This window comes from Streptomyces krungchingensis (genome assembly GCF_054729265.1).
In genome coordinates this window covers 8,708,246-8,721,877 of record NZ_JBPUKY010000001.1, presented here as the reverse complement: position 1 = coordinate 8,721,877, position 13,632 = coordinate 8,708,246, and the positions used below count along the sequence as shown (strand labels likewise).

The window sequence follows — 13,632 nt, the reverse complement described above, 5'->3', positions numbered from 1 at the left end:
CGCTGGGGAGTTACAGGCGCTCGATGATGGTGGCGATGCCCATACCGCCGCCGACGCACAGCGTGGCGAGGCCGTAGCGCTTGTCCTGGCGCTCCAGTTCGTCGACGAGGGTGCCGAGGATCATCGCGCCGGTCGCGCCGAGCGGGTGGCCGAGGGCGATCGCGCCGCCGTTGACGTTGACCTTGTCCAGGGACAGGCCCATGTCCTTCACGAATCGCAGCACGACCGCCGCGAAGGCTTCGTTGATCTCGACGAGGTCGATGTCGTCGATGGTGAGTCCGGCCTTGGCGAGCGCCTTGCGGGTGGCGGGCGCGGGGCCGGTCAGCATGATGGTGGGCTCGGATCCGGAGACCGCCGCGGAGACGATCCGCGCGCGCGGGGTGAGTCCGTAGCGCTCGCCGACCTCCTTCGAGCCGATGGCCACCAGGGAGGCTCCGTCGACGATGCCGGACGAGTTGCCCGCGTGGTGGACGTGGTCGATCTCCTCGACCCAGTGGTACTTCTGCAGGGCGACCGCGTCGAAGCCGCCCAGTTCGCCGATGTCCGCGAACGACGGCTTCAGCTTGGCCAGCGAGTCGGCGGTGGTGCCGGGGCGCAGGTGCTCGTCGTGGTCGAGGACGACGAGCCCGCTGCGGTCCTTCACGGGGACGACGGACTTCTCGAAGCGGCCGTCCTTCCAGGCGGCGGCGGCGCGCTCCTGGGACAGCGCCGCGTACTCGTCCACGTCGCGGCGGGAGAAGCCCTCGATGGTGGCGATCAGGTCGGCGCCGATGCCCTGCGGCACGAAGTTGGTGGCCATGTTGGTCATCGGGTCGGCGAACCAGGCGCCGCCGTCCGATGCCATGGGCACGCGCGACATCGACTCGACGCCGCCCGCGAGCACCAGGTCCTCCCAGCCGGAACGGACCTTCATCGCGGCCATGTTCACGGCTTCCAGGCCCGAGGCGCAGAAGCGGTTCTCCTGGACGCCGGCCACGGTGTCGGGCAGTCCGGCGGCGATCGCGGCGATGCGGGCGATGTCGGAGCCCTGGTCGCCGACGGGTCCGACGACGCCGAGCACGATGTCGTCGACGGCGGCCGGGTCCAGGCCCGGGAAGCGCCGCTGGACCTCGTGGATGAGCCCGACGACCAGGTCGATGGGCTTGGTGCCGTGCAGGGCGCCGTTCGCCTTGCCGCGGCCGCGCGGGGTGCGGATCGCGTCGTACACGTACGCTTCGGTGCTCACTGATAAGCCTTTCGAGGAGGGTTAGCCGAGCAGGGAACGACCGATGATCTCCTTCATGATCTCGGTGGTCCCGCCGTAGATGGTCTGGATACGTCCGTCGGTGAAGGCCTTCGCGACGCGGTACTCCGTCATGTAGCCGTAACCGCCGTGCAGTTGGAGACAACGGTCAGCTACCCGCTTCTGCAGCTCGGTGGCCCACCATTTGGCCATCGAGGCGTGCACTGCGTCGAGTCCGCCGTTCGAGTGGTCGACGATGCAGCGGTCGAGGAAGGTGCGGGTGACGGCGCACTCGGTAGCCATCTCGGCTATCTCGAAGCGGATGTGCTGGAGCTTGGACAGCGGCCTGCCGAAGGCCTCGCGTTCCTTGACGTACTCCGTGGTGATCTCCAGGAGGTGCTCGGCGGCGGCGATCCCGGCGACGGCTATGGCCATGCGCTCCTGCGCCAGATTCGTCATCAGGTGGACGAAGGCGCCGTTCAGCTCGCCGAGGAGGTTTTCCTTGGGCACGCGTACGTCGTTGAAGAACAGTTCGGCCGTGTCCTGCGCCTTCTGGCCGATCTTGTCGAGGTTGCGGCCGCGCTCGAAGCCCTCCGTGCCGCGCTCCACGACGAGCAGGGACAGTCCGTGGGCACCGCCCTCGGGGGTCGTCCTGGCGACGACGACCACGAGGTCGGCGAGGATGCCGTTGGAGATGAACGTCTTGGAGCCGTTGAGCAGCCAGTGGTCGCCGCGGTCCTCGGCGTGGGTCTTGATGCCCTGGAGGTCCGAGCCGGCGCCCGGTTCGGTCATGGCGATCGCGGTGATCAGCGAACCGTCGCAGAAGCCGGGCAGCCAGCGCCGCTTCTGTTCCTCGGTGGCCAGGCCCGTCAGATACGGTCCGATGATGTCGTTGTGCAGTCCGAGCGCGAGTCCGGAGGCGCCCGCGCGCGTGAACTCCTCGGCGAGCACGGCGCTGTAGCGGAAGTCGGTGTTGCCGCCGCCTCCGTATTCCTCGGGGACCGCGAGTCCGAGCAGGCCCTGCCTCCCTGCCGCGCGCCAGGCGTCGCGCGCGACGATGCCGTCCTTCTCCCACTGTTCGTAGTGGGGCAGCACCTCCTTGGCGAGGAAGGTGCGCACGGTGTCGCGGAACGCGTCGTGCTCGGCGGTGAAGATCTGCCGCTTCATGCGGGAAACGCCCTCCTAGAGCCAGCTCTTGACGGTTTCGATGAGGCGGGCCGGTTCCGGGCCGACGGGGATGACGTTGAGCATGGTCACCCCGGCCTCCCGGAAGGCCTCGACGCGCTCGCGGACGTAGCTCTCGGGCCCGCACAGCGACATGAGTTCGCAGAACTCGTCGGGGACCGCGGCCTCGGCCTCCTTCTTCCGCCCGGACAGGTACAGCTCCTGGATGAGGCGGGCTTCCTTCTCGTAGCCGTAGGCCACCGCGAGGTCGTTGTAGAAGTTCTTCCCGGGTGCGCCCATGCCTCCTACGTAGAGGGCGATCCTGGGGCGTGCGAGGTCGCGGGCGGCCGCCGCGTCCTCGCCGATGGCGAGCAGTCCGCCCGCGACGGTCAGCAGCGGGCCGAGAGCGGGATCGCGGCGCGCGGCACCCTCGGCCAACGCGGTGCCCCACACCTGGTGGGCCTTCTCGGGGATGAAGAGCGTGGGCAGCCAGCCGTCGGCGATCTCCGCGGTCATCCGTACGTTGGCGGGGCCGAGCGAGGCGACGTACAGGGGAACGTCGGGCCGTACGGGCTTGGTGAGGATCTTCAGCGGCTTACCGAGGCCGCCGGGGCGGGGCATGTCGGTGATGCCGTGGTGGTCGATCACCTCGCGGCGCAGGATGCGGCGGGTGAGTTCGACGGCCTCGCGGGTCCGGCCGATCGGCTTGTCGTACGCCTTTCCGTGCCAGCCCTCGACGACCTGCGGGCCGGAGGCGCCCAGTCCGATGGCGGCGCGCCCTCCGGAGATCGCGTCGAGCCCGGCGGCGGTCTGCGCGATCAGCGCGGGGGTGCGCGAGTAGACGTTGAGGATCGCGGCGCCGATGGTCATGCGCTCGGTGCGGGCGGCCAGGTAGCCCATGATCGTGGGCGAGTCGAAGCCGTAGGCCTCGGCGACCCAGACGGCGTCCAGGCCCGCGGACTCCAGGGCGGCCACCTCGTCCACGGCCTGCCGGGGGTCGCCCGCGTAGTCGAGCGGGAGGGAGAGCTCCATCAGTCGCCGTCCTTCATGAGGTGGGGCAGGCCCCAGTCGCGGGCCACGTCCGCGGTGTCGGCGCCCGGCTGGGCGGGACCTCCGCGGACGGCGGTGTGGGTGAGGGAGAAGCGCGGCGCGGGCGCCGGCTGGGTGATGCCGGCGTGGTCGACGAAGGTGCCCCGCGCGGCGAGGTGGGGGTGCGCGGGTGCCTCGCGCAGTGAGAGGACCGGTGCCACGCAGGCGTCGGAGCCCTCGAAGACGGCGGTCCACTCGTCGCGCGTGCGGGTCCGGAAGCGGGCCGCGACCTCTTCGCGCAGTTCCTCCCAGCGGGCCAGGTCCTTGTGGGCGCCGGTGAGTTCCCCGATGCCGAGCAGGGTGACGAACTCGTCGTAGAACTGCTGCTCCAGGGCGCCCACCGCCATGTACTGGCCGTCGGCCGTCTCGTAGGTCCCGTAGTAGGGGCAGCCGCCGTCGAGGAGGTTGGCGCCGCGGCGGTCCTGCCAGCCGCCCGCGGCGAGCATGCCGTGGATCATCGCGGAGAGGTGCGCGGTGCCGTCGACGATGGCCGCGTCCACGACCTGTCCGGTGCCGGTCGCGCGCGCGTGGTGGAGGGCGGCGAGGACGCCCACGACGAGGTAGAGCGAGCCGCCCGCGTAGTCCCCGACGAGGTTGGCCGGGACCGCGGGCGGCTCGCCCGGCGCGCCGATCATGCCGAGGGTGCCGGTCAGGGCGATGTACGCGATGTCGTGGCCGGCGCGCTGGGCGAGCGGGCCGTCCTGTCCCCAGCCGGTCATGCGGCCGTAGACCAGTGCGGGGTTGCGGGCGTGGCAGGCCTCGGGGCCGACGCCGAGGCGTTCGGCGACGCCGGGGCGGTATCCCTCGACGAGGACGTCGGCCCGCTCGACGAGATCGAGCACGTGGGACGGGCCGTCCTCGGTCTTCAGGTCGACGATCACGGACCGTTTGTTGCGGTTGGTGATGTCGTACTCCGGGTTGATCGCCAGTCCGGGGCCGCCCGGCCGGTCGACGCGGACGACGTCCGCGCCGAGGTCGGCGAGGAGCATGGCGGCGAACGGTCCGGGACCGATACCCGCCAGCTCGACCACGCGCACCCCGGTGAGCGGACCGTGTCCCGGCCTTCCTGCCTCTGCCATCGAGCCCCCAGCACTGTGACACCACTGATGTGACATCAGCGATGTTAAGAACGTGTTCCACGTCGGGCAAGCCCCTGACGAGCAAGCGCTTAGTCTAGTTTCTCGGTGCCCGATCATGACGCAACGGGACAAAAACACCCACGCTGGGCGGCGTCGTGGCGGCGAGGGGCCGCCCGGAGAGCCGTACGGACAGGTCCGCGGGCGCAGTGCCGGCGGTGTGCGGCGCCGTCAGCGCCGGTCCAGCTCCGCGACCAGCTTCTTCGGTGCGACGACCCGGTAGCTCTCCTCGACCCAGTCGCACAGCAGCCCCGCCGCGGGGGCACCGGACTCCTCCAGGGGTATGCGCACCCACCCCGATCTCCCGAGGCCGTACGCCGCGGGTCCGGCGCCCGGGGAGGTGAGGGCATGCGCGTGCGCGGTGTCGTCCGTGAGCTTGAGCGTGAGGCCCAGTGGGTGACTGCCGTCGTCCGTGCCGAGGAAGACGAACACCTTCTTGCCGGCCTTCGCCACGGCCTCGCCCCAGGGGAACTCCTCCACGGCGCCCGGCAGTCCGAGGGCGAACTCGCGCACCTTCTCCCACTTTTTCAGGGCGCTTTTCGGAACGGCCACGGTCACCTCCGGCCTCTTCGCCCGACCTCGTCGTCCGGCTGCTCGTTCCTCACGCTAGCCTCAGCCACCGACAACGGCGCTTCGCGTACGGCAGCGGGGGCACCGCCCGCTCCGGTGCGGCCGAGAGTGGGGAATGTCATGAGCAGGCTGAACGGAACGGAGCGGACCTACGACGTCGTGCTCTACGGAGCGACCGGGTTCGTCGGGACGCTGACCGCGGAGTACCTGGCCGCCCATGCGCCGGAAGGGCTGCGCTGGGCGATCGCCGGGCGCAGCGCCGAGAAGCTGGAGCGGCTCCGGGAACGGCTCGGCGGGGGCCCCGACGTGGTGCGGGCCGACGCGGACGATCCGCAGGCGCTCAGGGAACTCGCCCGGCACGCGCGCGTGGTCGCCACGACGGTGGGGCCGTATCTCCACCACGGCCAGGAGCTGGTGGCGGCCTGCGCGGACACCGGGACCGACTACGTGGACCTGACCGGTGAACCCGAGTTCGTGGACCTGATGTATGTCCGGCACGACGCACGCGCGCGGGAGACCGGCGCACGGCTCGTGCACGCCTGCGGCTTCGACTCGGTCCCGCACGACCTCGGCGCCTACTTCACCGTGCGGCAATTGCCCGAGGGCGTGCCGCTGCGGGTCGACGGATTCGTCCGCTCCGAGGCGATGTTCTCGGGCGGCACCTTCGCCTCCGCCCTCAACCAGTTCGCCCGCGGGCGGCACATGGCCGCGGCGGCGCGCGACCGCCGGCATCACGAGCCGCGGCTGATGGGCCGGCGGGCGCAGGCGCCCCTCGGCGCACCGCGGTTCGCCAAGGAGGTCGGAGCCTGGGCGCTGCCGCTTCCGACGATCGACGCGCAGGTGGTGAAACGGTCCGCGCGCGCCCTGGAGCGCTACGGGCCCGACTTCCGCTACCGCCACTACGCGGCGGTCGAGCGGCTGCCGTTCGTCGTGGGCGGCGTCGCCGCCGTGGGCGCGGTCTTCGCGGCGGCCCAGGTGCCGCCCGCCCGCCGCTGGCTGTCCGACCGGATCAAGCCGGGCGAGGGGCCGAGTGCCGCGCGCCGCGCGAGGAGCTGGTTCACGGTGCGGTTCGTGGGCGAGGGCGGCGGCCGTCGCGTCTTCACCGAGGTATCCGGCGGCGACCCGGGCTACGACGAGACCGCGAAGATGCTCGCCGAGTCCGCGCTGTCGCTCGCCTTCGACGAACTGCCGAAGACGTCCGGGCAGGTCACCACGGCGGTGGCGATGGGCGACGCGCTGACGGAACGGCTCCGCCGCGCCGGGATCACCTTCCGCGTCGCGGCCACCCGCTGACCGACGGCCCGGACCTGGACCGATCCGTCCGCCGTCCGGGACCGGATCGGTCCGGCCCGTCCGGACCCGGATCGGTCCGAACGGTTGCCGGGGCCAGGCTCGGTCGGGCCGACGGCCGCAGCCGGATCGATCCGCCGCCGTCCAGGACCGGATCGGCTCGGCCCTCGTCCGGACCCGGATCAGCCTGCCCCGTCAGGACCCGGATCGATCCCGACGGTTGCCGGGCCGGGCTCGGTCGGACCGACGGCCGGATCCCATCCGTTCCGTGCCGTCGGTCGCCGGCCCGCGGGCCGGGGAGCGGTCAGAAGGTCCACCCGGTGACCGTGTAGATCATCCCGCCGATCCAGGCGAGTCCGGCGACCGCGGCGAGGACCAGTGCGGCCGTCACCGCCCGCTCGACGGGCTGGGCGGGAGCGGCGGCGGGCTTCGGTGCACGATGCGTCGTCATGCGCCCGAGCCTGCCGGTCCCGCGGGGCCGAGACATCCGTACAGGTACTCAGACGGACCCCGGGCGGGTACTGGGTACGGTCACCGGGAAGGCCCGGGGAAGCCGCCGCGCCGACGCGGCCGGCCGGACGGCCGTGCCCCGTCAGGGAGTTGCCTCCTTCAGGGCCCTCCGGCAGAGGGAGTCCGCAAGCCGTGTGGACTCCGGCAGGCGGTACTCGGGCGTGAGCGCGAGCGTGTGCGCGCACGCGGTGTCGAGACCGACCCGATGGCCCACGGACACGAACACCGGTTTGACGCCGTCGCGCGTGCGCAGGGCGCGGCCGACCTCCTCCTCGCCCGTGGGTCCGTGCGCGAGCAGCGGGGACGAACTGCCGCGGGGAGCACCCGGTTCGTCGTAGGAGAAGGTGAAGGGGTTCTTGGCGACGCCGATCGTGGGCAGCCCGGTGAGGACGCCGAGGTGGCTGGCGAGGCCGAAGCGGCGCGGGTGGGCGCGGCCGTATCCGTCGCAGACGACGAGGCCGGGCGCGCAGGGCAGGGCGTCCAGCGCGGCGAGCACCGTCGGGATCTCGCGGAAGGCCAGCAGCCCGGGGACGTACGGGAAGGAGACCTGCCCGACGGCGGTGGCCTCGGCGACGACGTCGAGGCTCGCCGCGTCGAGCACGACGGCCGCCGCGACGACGAGGTCACGCTCGTCGTCGTAGGCGACGTCGACGCCCGTCACCCTGCCGGTGCCCGGCGGTGGCCCCGCCTCGTCGAGCACCACCCGCTCCCGCAACTCGTCCTGCACCGCACGGGCTTGCTCCTCGGTGGCGGGCCAGCCCGCGGGAATCCTCACACTCGTCATGGTGGTGACGAGCCTAGGCGGCCACCGGGCGGCCCGGGCGTTCAGGGGTGCGCCCGGCGGCCGACCCTCCGTCCGTCGTGCCGGCCGCGCCCCGGGCCGCTCCCGTGCGTCACCGGACCGACTCCGGTGCGCGGCCCGCCTCGTGGCACGGCTCAGTGCTCCAGCCGGGCCACCCGTCCCTTCTCGCCGGAGGCCCAGCAGCCCCGGTCGGGGGTGCAGTCCACGGTGTCGTACGAGCCCGTGTCCACGGTGCGCCAGGTGCGGCCGCCGTCCGTCGTCAGGTCGGTGCCGGTGGGGCCGACCGCGAGCGCGGCGGTGCGGCTGTGCGGGAGCCAGGTGACGCCCGAGCGGTAGGCGGGCGGAGGGTGCGCGGCGGGCGTCCAGGTCCGGCCGCCGTCCGGAGTGGTGGCAGCCGCCTGCGGTGAGGCCTGGTCGGCGCGGTAGTCGCCGCCGACGGCGAGGCCGTGGGTGCGGTCGCGGAACGCGACGGCGAACACCCCACGCGCCGGGTCCCCGGCCGGGATCGGCGTGTCGGCCGCGGTCCAGGTCAGTCCGCGGTCCCGGGAGTGCAGCACGCGCGCACGTGCGCCTCCGCCGGTGGCCAGCCACACGTCCCGCGGCCCCGAGCCGACCAGGCACTGCCCGCTCGCCGCGAAACCGGCCTCGCCGTCCTGCGCGGCGGGCATGCCGTCGGCGGGCAGCACCTTCCAGGAACGGCCGCCGTCACTCGTCGACAGAATGCGGAAGCGGCCGTCAACCGGGTCACTCATCGCCAGGCCGTGGCGCCGGTCGAGGAAGGTGATGCAGTCGTAGAAGGCCTTCGCGTCGGTGTTGCGGAAGGACTCCGTCCAGGTCGCGCCGCCGTCGTCGGTGCGCAGCACCCGGGACGCCTCGCCCTCGCCGATGGCGAGCACCACCGCACGGCGCGAGTCGAACGCCTCGATGTCCCGGAACTCCAGGTCCGCCGCGCCGGGCGGCGACACGTTCCGCCAGTGGGCGCCGCCGTCGGTGGTGCGCAGCACGGTGCCCTTGGAACCGGCCACCCAGGCCGTGTCCCGGCTGACGGCCGAGAGCCCGCGCAGCCGCACGTCGGTGCCGCTGTCCTTGAGTTCCCAGTGCGGCGTCTTCGCGTCGCCCTGTGCCTGAGCGGGCACCGCCCCCGCGAGCGCGGCGGCGAGTGCCGCCGCGCACAGTCCCACGGTGACCGTCCGACTCGTACGCCTCGACTTCCCCAAGCCCCTCATGGCGGGCGAAGCTAGCCCACTCCCCCGGTGCCGTCCAGATGGCCTTCCGCGGGAACCTCGGGGCCCGGACCGAGTGTCCTCTCGGTTGTCCGGTGAGCGCGTGCCGGAGCCCGGGGGGCCAGGGCGACGGGGAGATCACGGGGTGGGCCGCCACAGCACATGGATTCGGTGACAGAGGTCACTCGGGTCCCAGGTGCACGCAGTGGCTCATTTCTTCGTCTCTTTCAATGACCGGCCTCATTCGCCCGCAGTCCGTCCAGTCGTCACAAGGGAGCAAGGCGTTGTCCACCCTCATCGAGCAGCCCGTAGAGGCCCGCCTCGTCGCCGCCGCGCCGCGGATGCCGAGCATTCCCGCCACGCTCCACTACGACCGGAGCGATCCCTTCGCCGTGCGCATGTCCTTCCCCGCCCCCGCCACGCTGGAGGGCGTGGACGTGTGCTGGATGTTCGCGCGCGAGCTGCTCGTCTCCGGGCTCGAGGAGTCGGTGGGTCACGGCGACGTGCGGGTGCGGCCGTACGGCTACGACCGCACCGTCCTGGAGTTCCACGCCCCCGAGGGCACCGCCGTGGTGCATGTGCGCTCCGGCGAGGTGCGGCGCTTCCTCCAGAGCACCATGGAGCTGGTGCCGCTGGGTCTCGAACACCTCCAGGTGGACTTGGACCACGATCTGGCGGAGCTGATGCGCGGCACCTGCTGAGACCGGCACCCCGCATCGGGGTGCCGACCGCCGGGCGGTGTACCGCCCTCAGCGGCCCCCGCTCATCAGGGCATTGAGCTCCGCGTAGTCGAAACCGCCGGTCAGCGAGTCGTAGGTCCCCGCGCCCAGCAGCTCCCGCGCGGCCCGGAGGACCACGGCATGTGCCGCCTGCGCGATGCTCGAACCCGCGCTGACCCGCGCCACGCCGAGCGCGGCCAGCTCGGACACCGTGGGCGCCCCGGGCCCCACCAGGATGTTCAGCGGGCCGTCGACGCCGTCGACGAGCGCCTTGACGGTCACCGGGTCGGCGGCTCCCGGTACGAAGACACCGTCGGCCCCGGCGGCGAGGTAGGCCGCGGCCCGCTCCAGGGTCTCGTCGATACCGCCCGCGCCCCTCAGATACGTGTCGATGCGGGCGTTGACGTACAGGGGGACGTCCGCCGCGTCGGCGGCCGCGCGGGCCGCCGCGATGCGTTCCGCCTGGTCGCCGACCGGGCGCAGCGGGGCGGCGCCCTCGTACAGCGCGTCCTCGATGTTCACGCCCACGGCACCCGCCGCGAGCACGGCGCGGACCGTGTTCCCGACGTCCTGCGCGTCCCGGGCGTATCCGCTCTCGATGTCCACGCTGACCGGTACCCGGACCGCGGCGCAGACCCGTGCGACGGCGCCGAGCGCGGCGTCCCTGTCCAGCCGGTCCCCGTCCGGCCTGCCCAGCCCCCAGGCGAGCCCCGCGCTGGTCGTCGCGACCGCCGGTGCGCCCGCCTCCTCGACGATCCGGGCACTCGCCGCGTCCCAGGCGTTCGGCAGGACGAGCGGGCGGCCGGGCACGTGCAGGGCGCGGAAGCCCGCGGCGGTCTCGCGCAGGGAACCGAGCTGCTCACCGGTGAGGTTCGTGTTCGTCATGACGGCAACTCAAACACGGGGAGCGACAGCGGAGCTGGCAGGAATTCGACATGTACGTGAAGGCCGGAGGCCGGGCGCCCGGAGCGTGCGGCGGCCTCAGCGCCCCGGCGCCGGCGACGCGACGGCCAGCGCGTCACGGACCTCCCGGACGGCTTTCATCAGGGCCGGCGTCTCGGCGCCGGCGCGGCCGGCCAGTTCGTCCACGCGGCCCGAGGGGACCTGCCGGCCGTCCGGCGGTGCCAACATGCGCAGCCCGGCCGCGGCGGCGAGGACGACGAGCGCCGCGTCACGGCCGGGGACCTCGGCCGCGGGCAGCGGGCCCGCCAGCACCTGCCGGGCCCGGGCGTGCAGCGCCTGCACGGCGGGCACCCGCTCCAGCCCGTAGTCCACCGAGGAGAAGAGGCCGAGGACCCGTCTTCGCTCGGCCCGCAGATATCCCTCGTCCGCGAGCTGCGCGCGTACGGCGTCCAGGGTGAGGCGTGCCCGCGACGACACCCACTCGGGCCATGTCCGCGGGCGCGACTCCGCGACGAGTTCGAGGAGCTCGTCGAGGACGGTGTCCCCGGTGCGGGAGTCGGCGTCGGCGGGGGTGACGATGCCGTCGTCGTCGACGAGCAGTCCCCGCCCCGCGAGGTCGGCGAGGGCGCCGGCGCGCACCAGGCGGTCGAGGCCGGGGGCGTCGCCGAGGCCCGGTTCCCCGGGGTCCTGGGCGAGCAGGTAGAGCCGGGCGGGCAGCGAGAGGGGGCCGTTCGGCACGGAATCTCCCTGGGTCGTCGGGGCGACGTTAATCCTTTGACAGCGTCCGCGGCCGCCCCTACGGTGTACAGCGGTTCTGTTGCCGTCGATCGGAGAAGGACGTTGCTCGTCTGAGGTCAGAGACACCGCGTCACACACAGCCGCCTTCTGCCGGCATCCGTGTGCGCAGCGTGCGACCTCGGCGTTCGAGCCGTCCTCCGGTACGGGACCTTCCCTGATCTCTCCTGAGCGGGGCTCCCTCCGAACCGGATCGTCGTCACCTCGCGGTGTCCCCACGCGTACCCACGACCGCATCCAGCAACCGCGAGGCCCTCATGTCTACTTTCCCCGCTTCCATCACCTGTACCTCCCTCTCCTTCGCCTGGCCCGACGGCACCACCGTCTTCGACGGCCTCCAGGTCGCCTTCGGCCCGGGCAGGACGGGACTCGTCGGTGTCAACGGGTCAGGGAAGTCGACCCTGTTGAAGCTGATCGCCCAGCAGCTCTCCCCCACGGACGGCACCGTCCGGATCGCGGGAGAGGTGGGCCATCTGCCGCAGAACGTCACCCTCGACACCGGCCTGCGGGTGGACGAGGCGCTCGGCATCGCCGAGATCCGCGCCGCGCTGCACGCCATCGAGGCGGGCGACGTGGCCGAGAAGCACTTCGACACCGTGGGCGACGACTGGGACGTCGAGGAGCGCGCCCGCGCGACCCTCGGCGAACTCGGTCTCGGCCACATCGGGTTGGACCGCACGATCGGCGAGGTCTCGGGCGGCGAGTCGGTGCTGCTGCGACTGGCCGCGCTGCTGCTGCGCCGCCCCGACGTCCTGCTGCTCGACGAGCCCACCAACAATCTCGACCTGTACGCGCGACGGCGGCTCTACGCGGCCGTCGAGGCCTGGTCGGGGGTGATGGTGGTGGTCAGCCACGACCGCGAACTCCTCGAACTGGTCGACCAGATCGCCGATCTGCGGTCCGGAGAGGTCGCCTGGTACGGCGGGAACTTCTCCGCCTACGAGGCGGTGCTCGCCGGCGAACAGGAGGCGGCGGAGCGCATGGTGCGCGTCGCCGAGGCCGATGTGAAGAAGCAGAAGCGTGAACTCGTCGACGCACAGGTCAAGTTGGCCCGCCGCAAACGGTACGGCCAGAAGATGTTCGAGCAGAAGCGCGAGCCGAAGATCGTGATGGGTGCGCGCAGGCGGGCGGCACAGGAGTCCGCGGGCAAGCACCGCATCATGCACGAGGAGCGGCTCACCGAGGCGAAGGAGCGTCTCGACGAGGCGGTGGAGGCCGTACGGGACGACGACGAGATCCGCGTCGACCTGCCGTACACGGCCGTGCCGCCGGGCCGCGACGTACTGACCCTCCAGGACCTCCGGATGCGGTACGGCGCGCGGGTCGACGGCGGGCTCGACCTGCGCGGGCCGGAGCGGATCGCGCTGATCGGACGCAACGGCTCGGGCAAGACGACGCTGCTGCGCACGATCGCCGGGGAGCTGGACGCGGTGTCCGGGGAGGCGCGTGCCCATGTGCCGCTGCGGTTCCTGCCCCAGCGCCTGGACGTGCTCGACGACGAGCGGACGGTCGCCGAGAACGTGGCCCGCTACGCACCGGCCGCGACCAACAACCGGATCCGGGCGCGGCTGGCCCGGTTCCTGTTCCGGGGGGCGAAGGCCGACCAGCTCGCGTCGACGCTCTCCGGCGGCGAGCGTTTCCGGGCCGCGCTCGCGGCCCTGATGCTGGCCGAGCCGGCCCCGCAGCTCCTGATGCTCGACGAACCGACGAACAACCTCGACATGGCGAGCGTCCGGCAGCTCACGACAGCCCTGGAGTCCTACGAGGGCGCCCTGATCGTGGCGAGCCACGACATGCCGTTCCTGGAGTCGGTCGGGATCACCCGCTGGCTGCTGATGGAGGGAGGCGAACTGAAGGAGCTCACACGGGATTCGGTCGGGTACTCCGCCGGATACTCCGTGGGGGCGGAAGCGGACGAGCGGAGCGAGACCCACTGACGGCCCCCGCGACGGCCGGGCGGGCGGGCGGCACCGCCTGCCCGGCCGTCGCGGCCTGGCCTGGCACGGTCACCGCGCCCCTGCGTCGTCGGGTCGCGGTGGCCGGCAGCGGTACGGGCCGGAGCCGGGCACCGGGTGCCCCCGGACCGGTGGCGGAGCCCACCGGTCCGGGCGAGGAGGCCGGCCGGGCCGGCACAGGGGGCGGACCGGCCCGATGTCAAGGGGTTTCGTGCCGCCGGACCGGCGCTGCATGATGTGCGCCGACACCCCCT

The 13,632-nt window shown here is 72.7% G+C and carries 13 protein-coding genes; 3 read left to right on the top strand and 10 right to left on the bottom strand.

Features of this window, described 5'->3' with window-relative positions; all coding sequences use genetic code 11:
- Nucleotides 1-10: 10 nt before the first annotated feature.
- From ACSYGO_RS37830 to ACSYGO_RS37810, 5 genes are all read right to left on the bottom strand, one after another.
- Entirely contained in the window at nucleotides 11-1,225 is a 1,215-nt protein-coding gene (locus ACSYGO_RS37830) for an acetyl-CoA C-acetyltransferase (protein ID WP_095937853.1), read from the bottom strand.
- A gap of 21 nt (nucleotides 1,226-1,246) precedes the next feature.
- Entirely contained in the window at nucleotides 1,247-2,389 is a 1,143-nt protein-coding gene (locus tag ACSYGO_RS37825) for an acyl-CoA dehydrogenase family protein (RefSeq protein WP_426678468.1), read from the bottom strand.
- 15 nt (nucleotides 2,390-2,404) lie between these two features.
- Nucleotides 2,405-3,418, bottom strand: coding sequence for an LLM class F420-dependent oxidoreductase (locus ACSYGO_RS37820; protein WP_460389413.1), 1,014 nt, complete (start codon nucleotides 3,416-3,418; stop codon nucleotides 2,405-2,407).
- Nucleotides 3,418-4,554 carry a CaiB/BaiF CoA transferase family protein gene (locus tag ACSYGO_RS37815; protein WP_460389411.1) on the bottom strand — a complete coding sequence of 379 codons (1,137 nt, stop codon included), beginning with the start codon at nucleotides 4,552-4,554 and terminating at the stop codon, nucleotides 3,418-3,420. Before ACSYGO_RS37815 ends, ACSYGO_RS37820 begins: the two co-directional genes overlap by 1 nt.
- Before the next feature lie 228 nt (nucleotides 4,555-4,782).
- Complete coding sequence (locus tag ACSYGO_RS37810; protein ID WP_426678470.1) at nucleotides 4,783-5,163, bottom strand: MmcQ/YjbR family DNA-binding protein; 381 nt, start codon at nucleotides 5,161-5,163, stop codon at nucleotides 4,783-4,785.
- Between the two features lie 138 nt (nucleotides 5,164-5,301).
- Between ACSYGO_RS37810 and ACSYGO_RS37805 the strand changes: the two genes are divergently transcribed.
- Nucleotides 5,302-6,474 (top strand): saccharopine dehydrogenase family protein, encoded by a 1,173-nt coding sequence (locus tag ACSYGO_RS37805; RefSeq protein WP_432175139.1) that lies wholly within the window; start codon nucleotides 5,302-5,304, stop codon nucleotides 6,472-6,474.
- 301 nt (nucleotides 6,475-6,775) lie between these two features.
- Here the strand turns inward: ACSYGO_RS37805 and mmpA are convergent, their stop codons facing one another.
- The 3 genes from mmpA to ACSYGO_RS37790 form a co-directional block, all read right to left on the bottom strand.
- Nucleotides 6,776-6,922, bottom strand: a complete 147-nt coding sequence (mmpA, locus tag ACSYGO_RS37800) for a morphogenic membrane protein MmpA (RefSeq protein WP_426678472.1) — start codon at nucleotides 6,920-6,922, stop codon at nucleotides 6,776-6,778.
- A gap of 141 nt (nucleotides 6,923-7,063) precedes the next feature.
- Nucleotides 7,064-7,765, bottom strand: a complete 702-nt coding sequence (locus ACSYGO_RS37795) for an endonuclease V (protein WP_426678473.1) — start codon at nucleotides 7,763-7,765, stop codon at nucleotides 7,064-7,066.
- Between the two features lie 152 nt (nucleotides 7,766-7,917).
- Complete coding sequence (locus ACSYGO_RS37790) at nucleotides 7,918-9,009, bottom strand: WD40/YVTN/BNR-like repeat-containing protein (RefSeq protein ID WP_435223798.1); 1,092 nt, start codon at nucleotides 9,007-9,009, stop codon at nucleotides 7,918-7,920.
- Nucleotides 9,010-9,290: 281 nt separating this feature from the next.
- On the opposite strand from ACSYGO_RS37790, the gene ssgD reads away from it, so the two are divergent.
- Complete coding sequence (ssgD, locus tag ACSYGO_RS37785; protein WP_028798927.1) at nucleotides 9,291-9,707, top strand: spore wall synthesis regulator SsgD; 417 nt, start codon at nucleotides 9,291-9,293, stop codon at nucleotides 9,705-9,707.
- A 48-nt stretch (nucleotides 9,708-9,755) separates the two neighbouring features.
- Here ssgD and ACSYGO_RS37780 read toward each other — a convergent pair whose 3' ends face one another.
- Both ACSYGO_RS37780 and ACSYGO_RS37775 read right to left on the bottom strand, forming a co-directional pair.
- A complete protein-coding gene (locus ACSYGO_RS37780; protein ID WP_460389408.1) occupies nucleotides 9,756-10,610 on the bottom strand; it encodes an isocitrate lyase/PEP mutase family protein in 855 nt (284 codons plus the stop codon).
- A 96-nt stretch (nucleotides 10,611-10,706) separates the two neighbouring features.
- Nucleotides 10,707-11,366, bottom strand: a complete 660-nt coding sequence (locus ACSYGO_RS37775; protein ID WP_432188592.1) for a GOLPH3/VPS74 family protein — start codon at nucleotides 11,364-11,366, stop codon at nucleotides 10,707-10,709.
- Between the two features lie 314 nt (nucleotides 11,367-11,680).
- Between ACSYGO_RS37775 and ACSYGO_RS37770 the strand changes: the two genes are divergently transcribed.
- A complete protein-coding gene (locus tag ACSYGO_RS37770) occupies nucleotides 11,681-13,360 on the top strand; it encodes an ABC-F family ATP-binding cassette domain-containing protein (RefSeq protein WP_426678477.1) in 1,680 nt (559 codons plus the stop codon).
- Nucleotides 13,361-13,632: the final 272 nt, after the last annotated feature.

What these genes read in the sequence shown, in the direction of transcription:
- ACSYGO_RS37790 (WP_435223798.1), bottom strand. Translation starts at nt 9,009, where the DNA reads ATGAGGGGCTTGGGGAAGTCGAGGCGTACGAGTCGGACGGTCACCGTG.
- mmpA (WP_426678472.1), bottom strand. Translation starts at nt 6,922, where the DNA reads ATGACGACGCATCGTGCACCGAAGCCCGCCGCCGCTCCCGCCCAGCCC.
- ACSYGO_RS37795 (WP_426678473.1), bottom strand. Translation starts at nt 7,765, where the DNA reads ATGACGAGTGTGAGGATTCCCGCGGGCTGGCCCGCCACCGAGGAGCAA.
- ACSYGO_RS37780 (WP_460389408.1), bottom strand. Translation starts at nt 10,610, where the DNA reads ATGACGAACACGAACCTCACCGGTGAGCAGCTCGGTTCCCTGCGCGAG.
- ACSYGO_RS37805 (WP_432175139.1), top strand. Translation starts at nt 5,302, where the DNA reads ATGAGCAGGCTGAACGGAACGGAGCGGACCTACGACGTCGTGCTCTAC.
- ACSYGO_RS37820 (WP_460389413.1), bottom strand. Translation starts at nt 3,418, where the DNA reads ATGGAGCTCTCCCTCCCGCTCGACTACGCGGGCGACCCCCGGCAGGCC.
- ACSYGO_RS37825 (WP_426678468.1), bottom strand. Translation starts at nt 2,389, where the DNA reads ATGAAGCGGCAGATCTTCACCGCCGAGCACGACGCGTTCCGCGACACC.
- ACSYGO_RS37770 (WP_426678477.1), top strand. Translation starts at nt 11,681, where the DNA reads ATGTCTACTTTCCCCGCTTCCATCACCTGTACCTCCCTCTCCTTCGCC.
- ACSYGO_RS37815 (WP_460389411.1), bottom strand. Translation starts at nt 4,554, where the DNA reads ATGGCAGAGGCAGGAAGGCCGGGACACGGTCCGCTCACCGGGGTGCGC.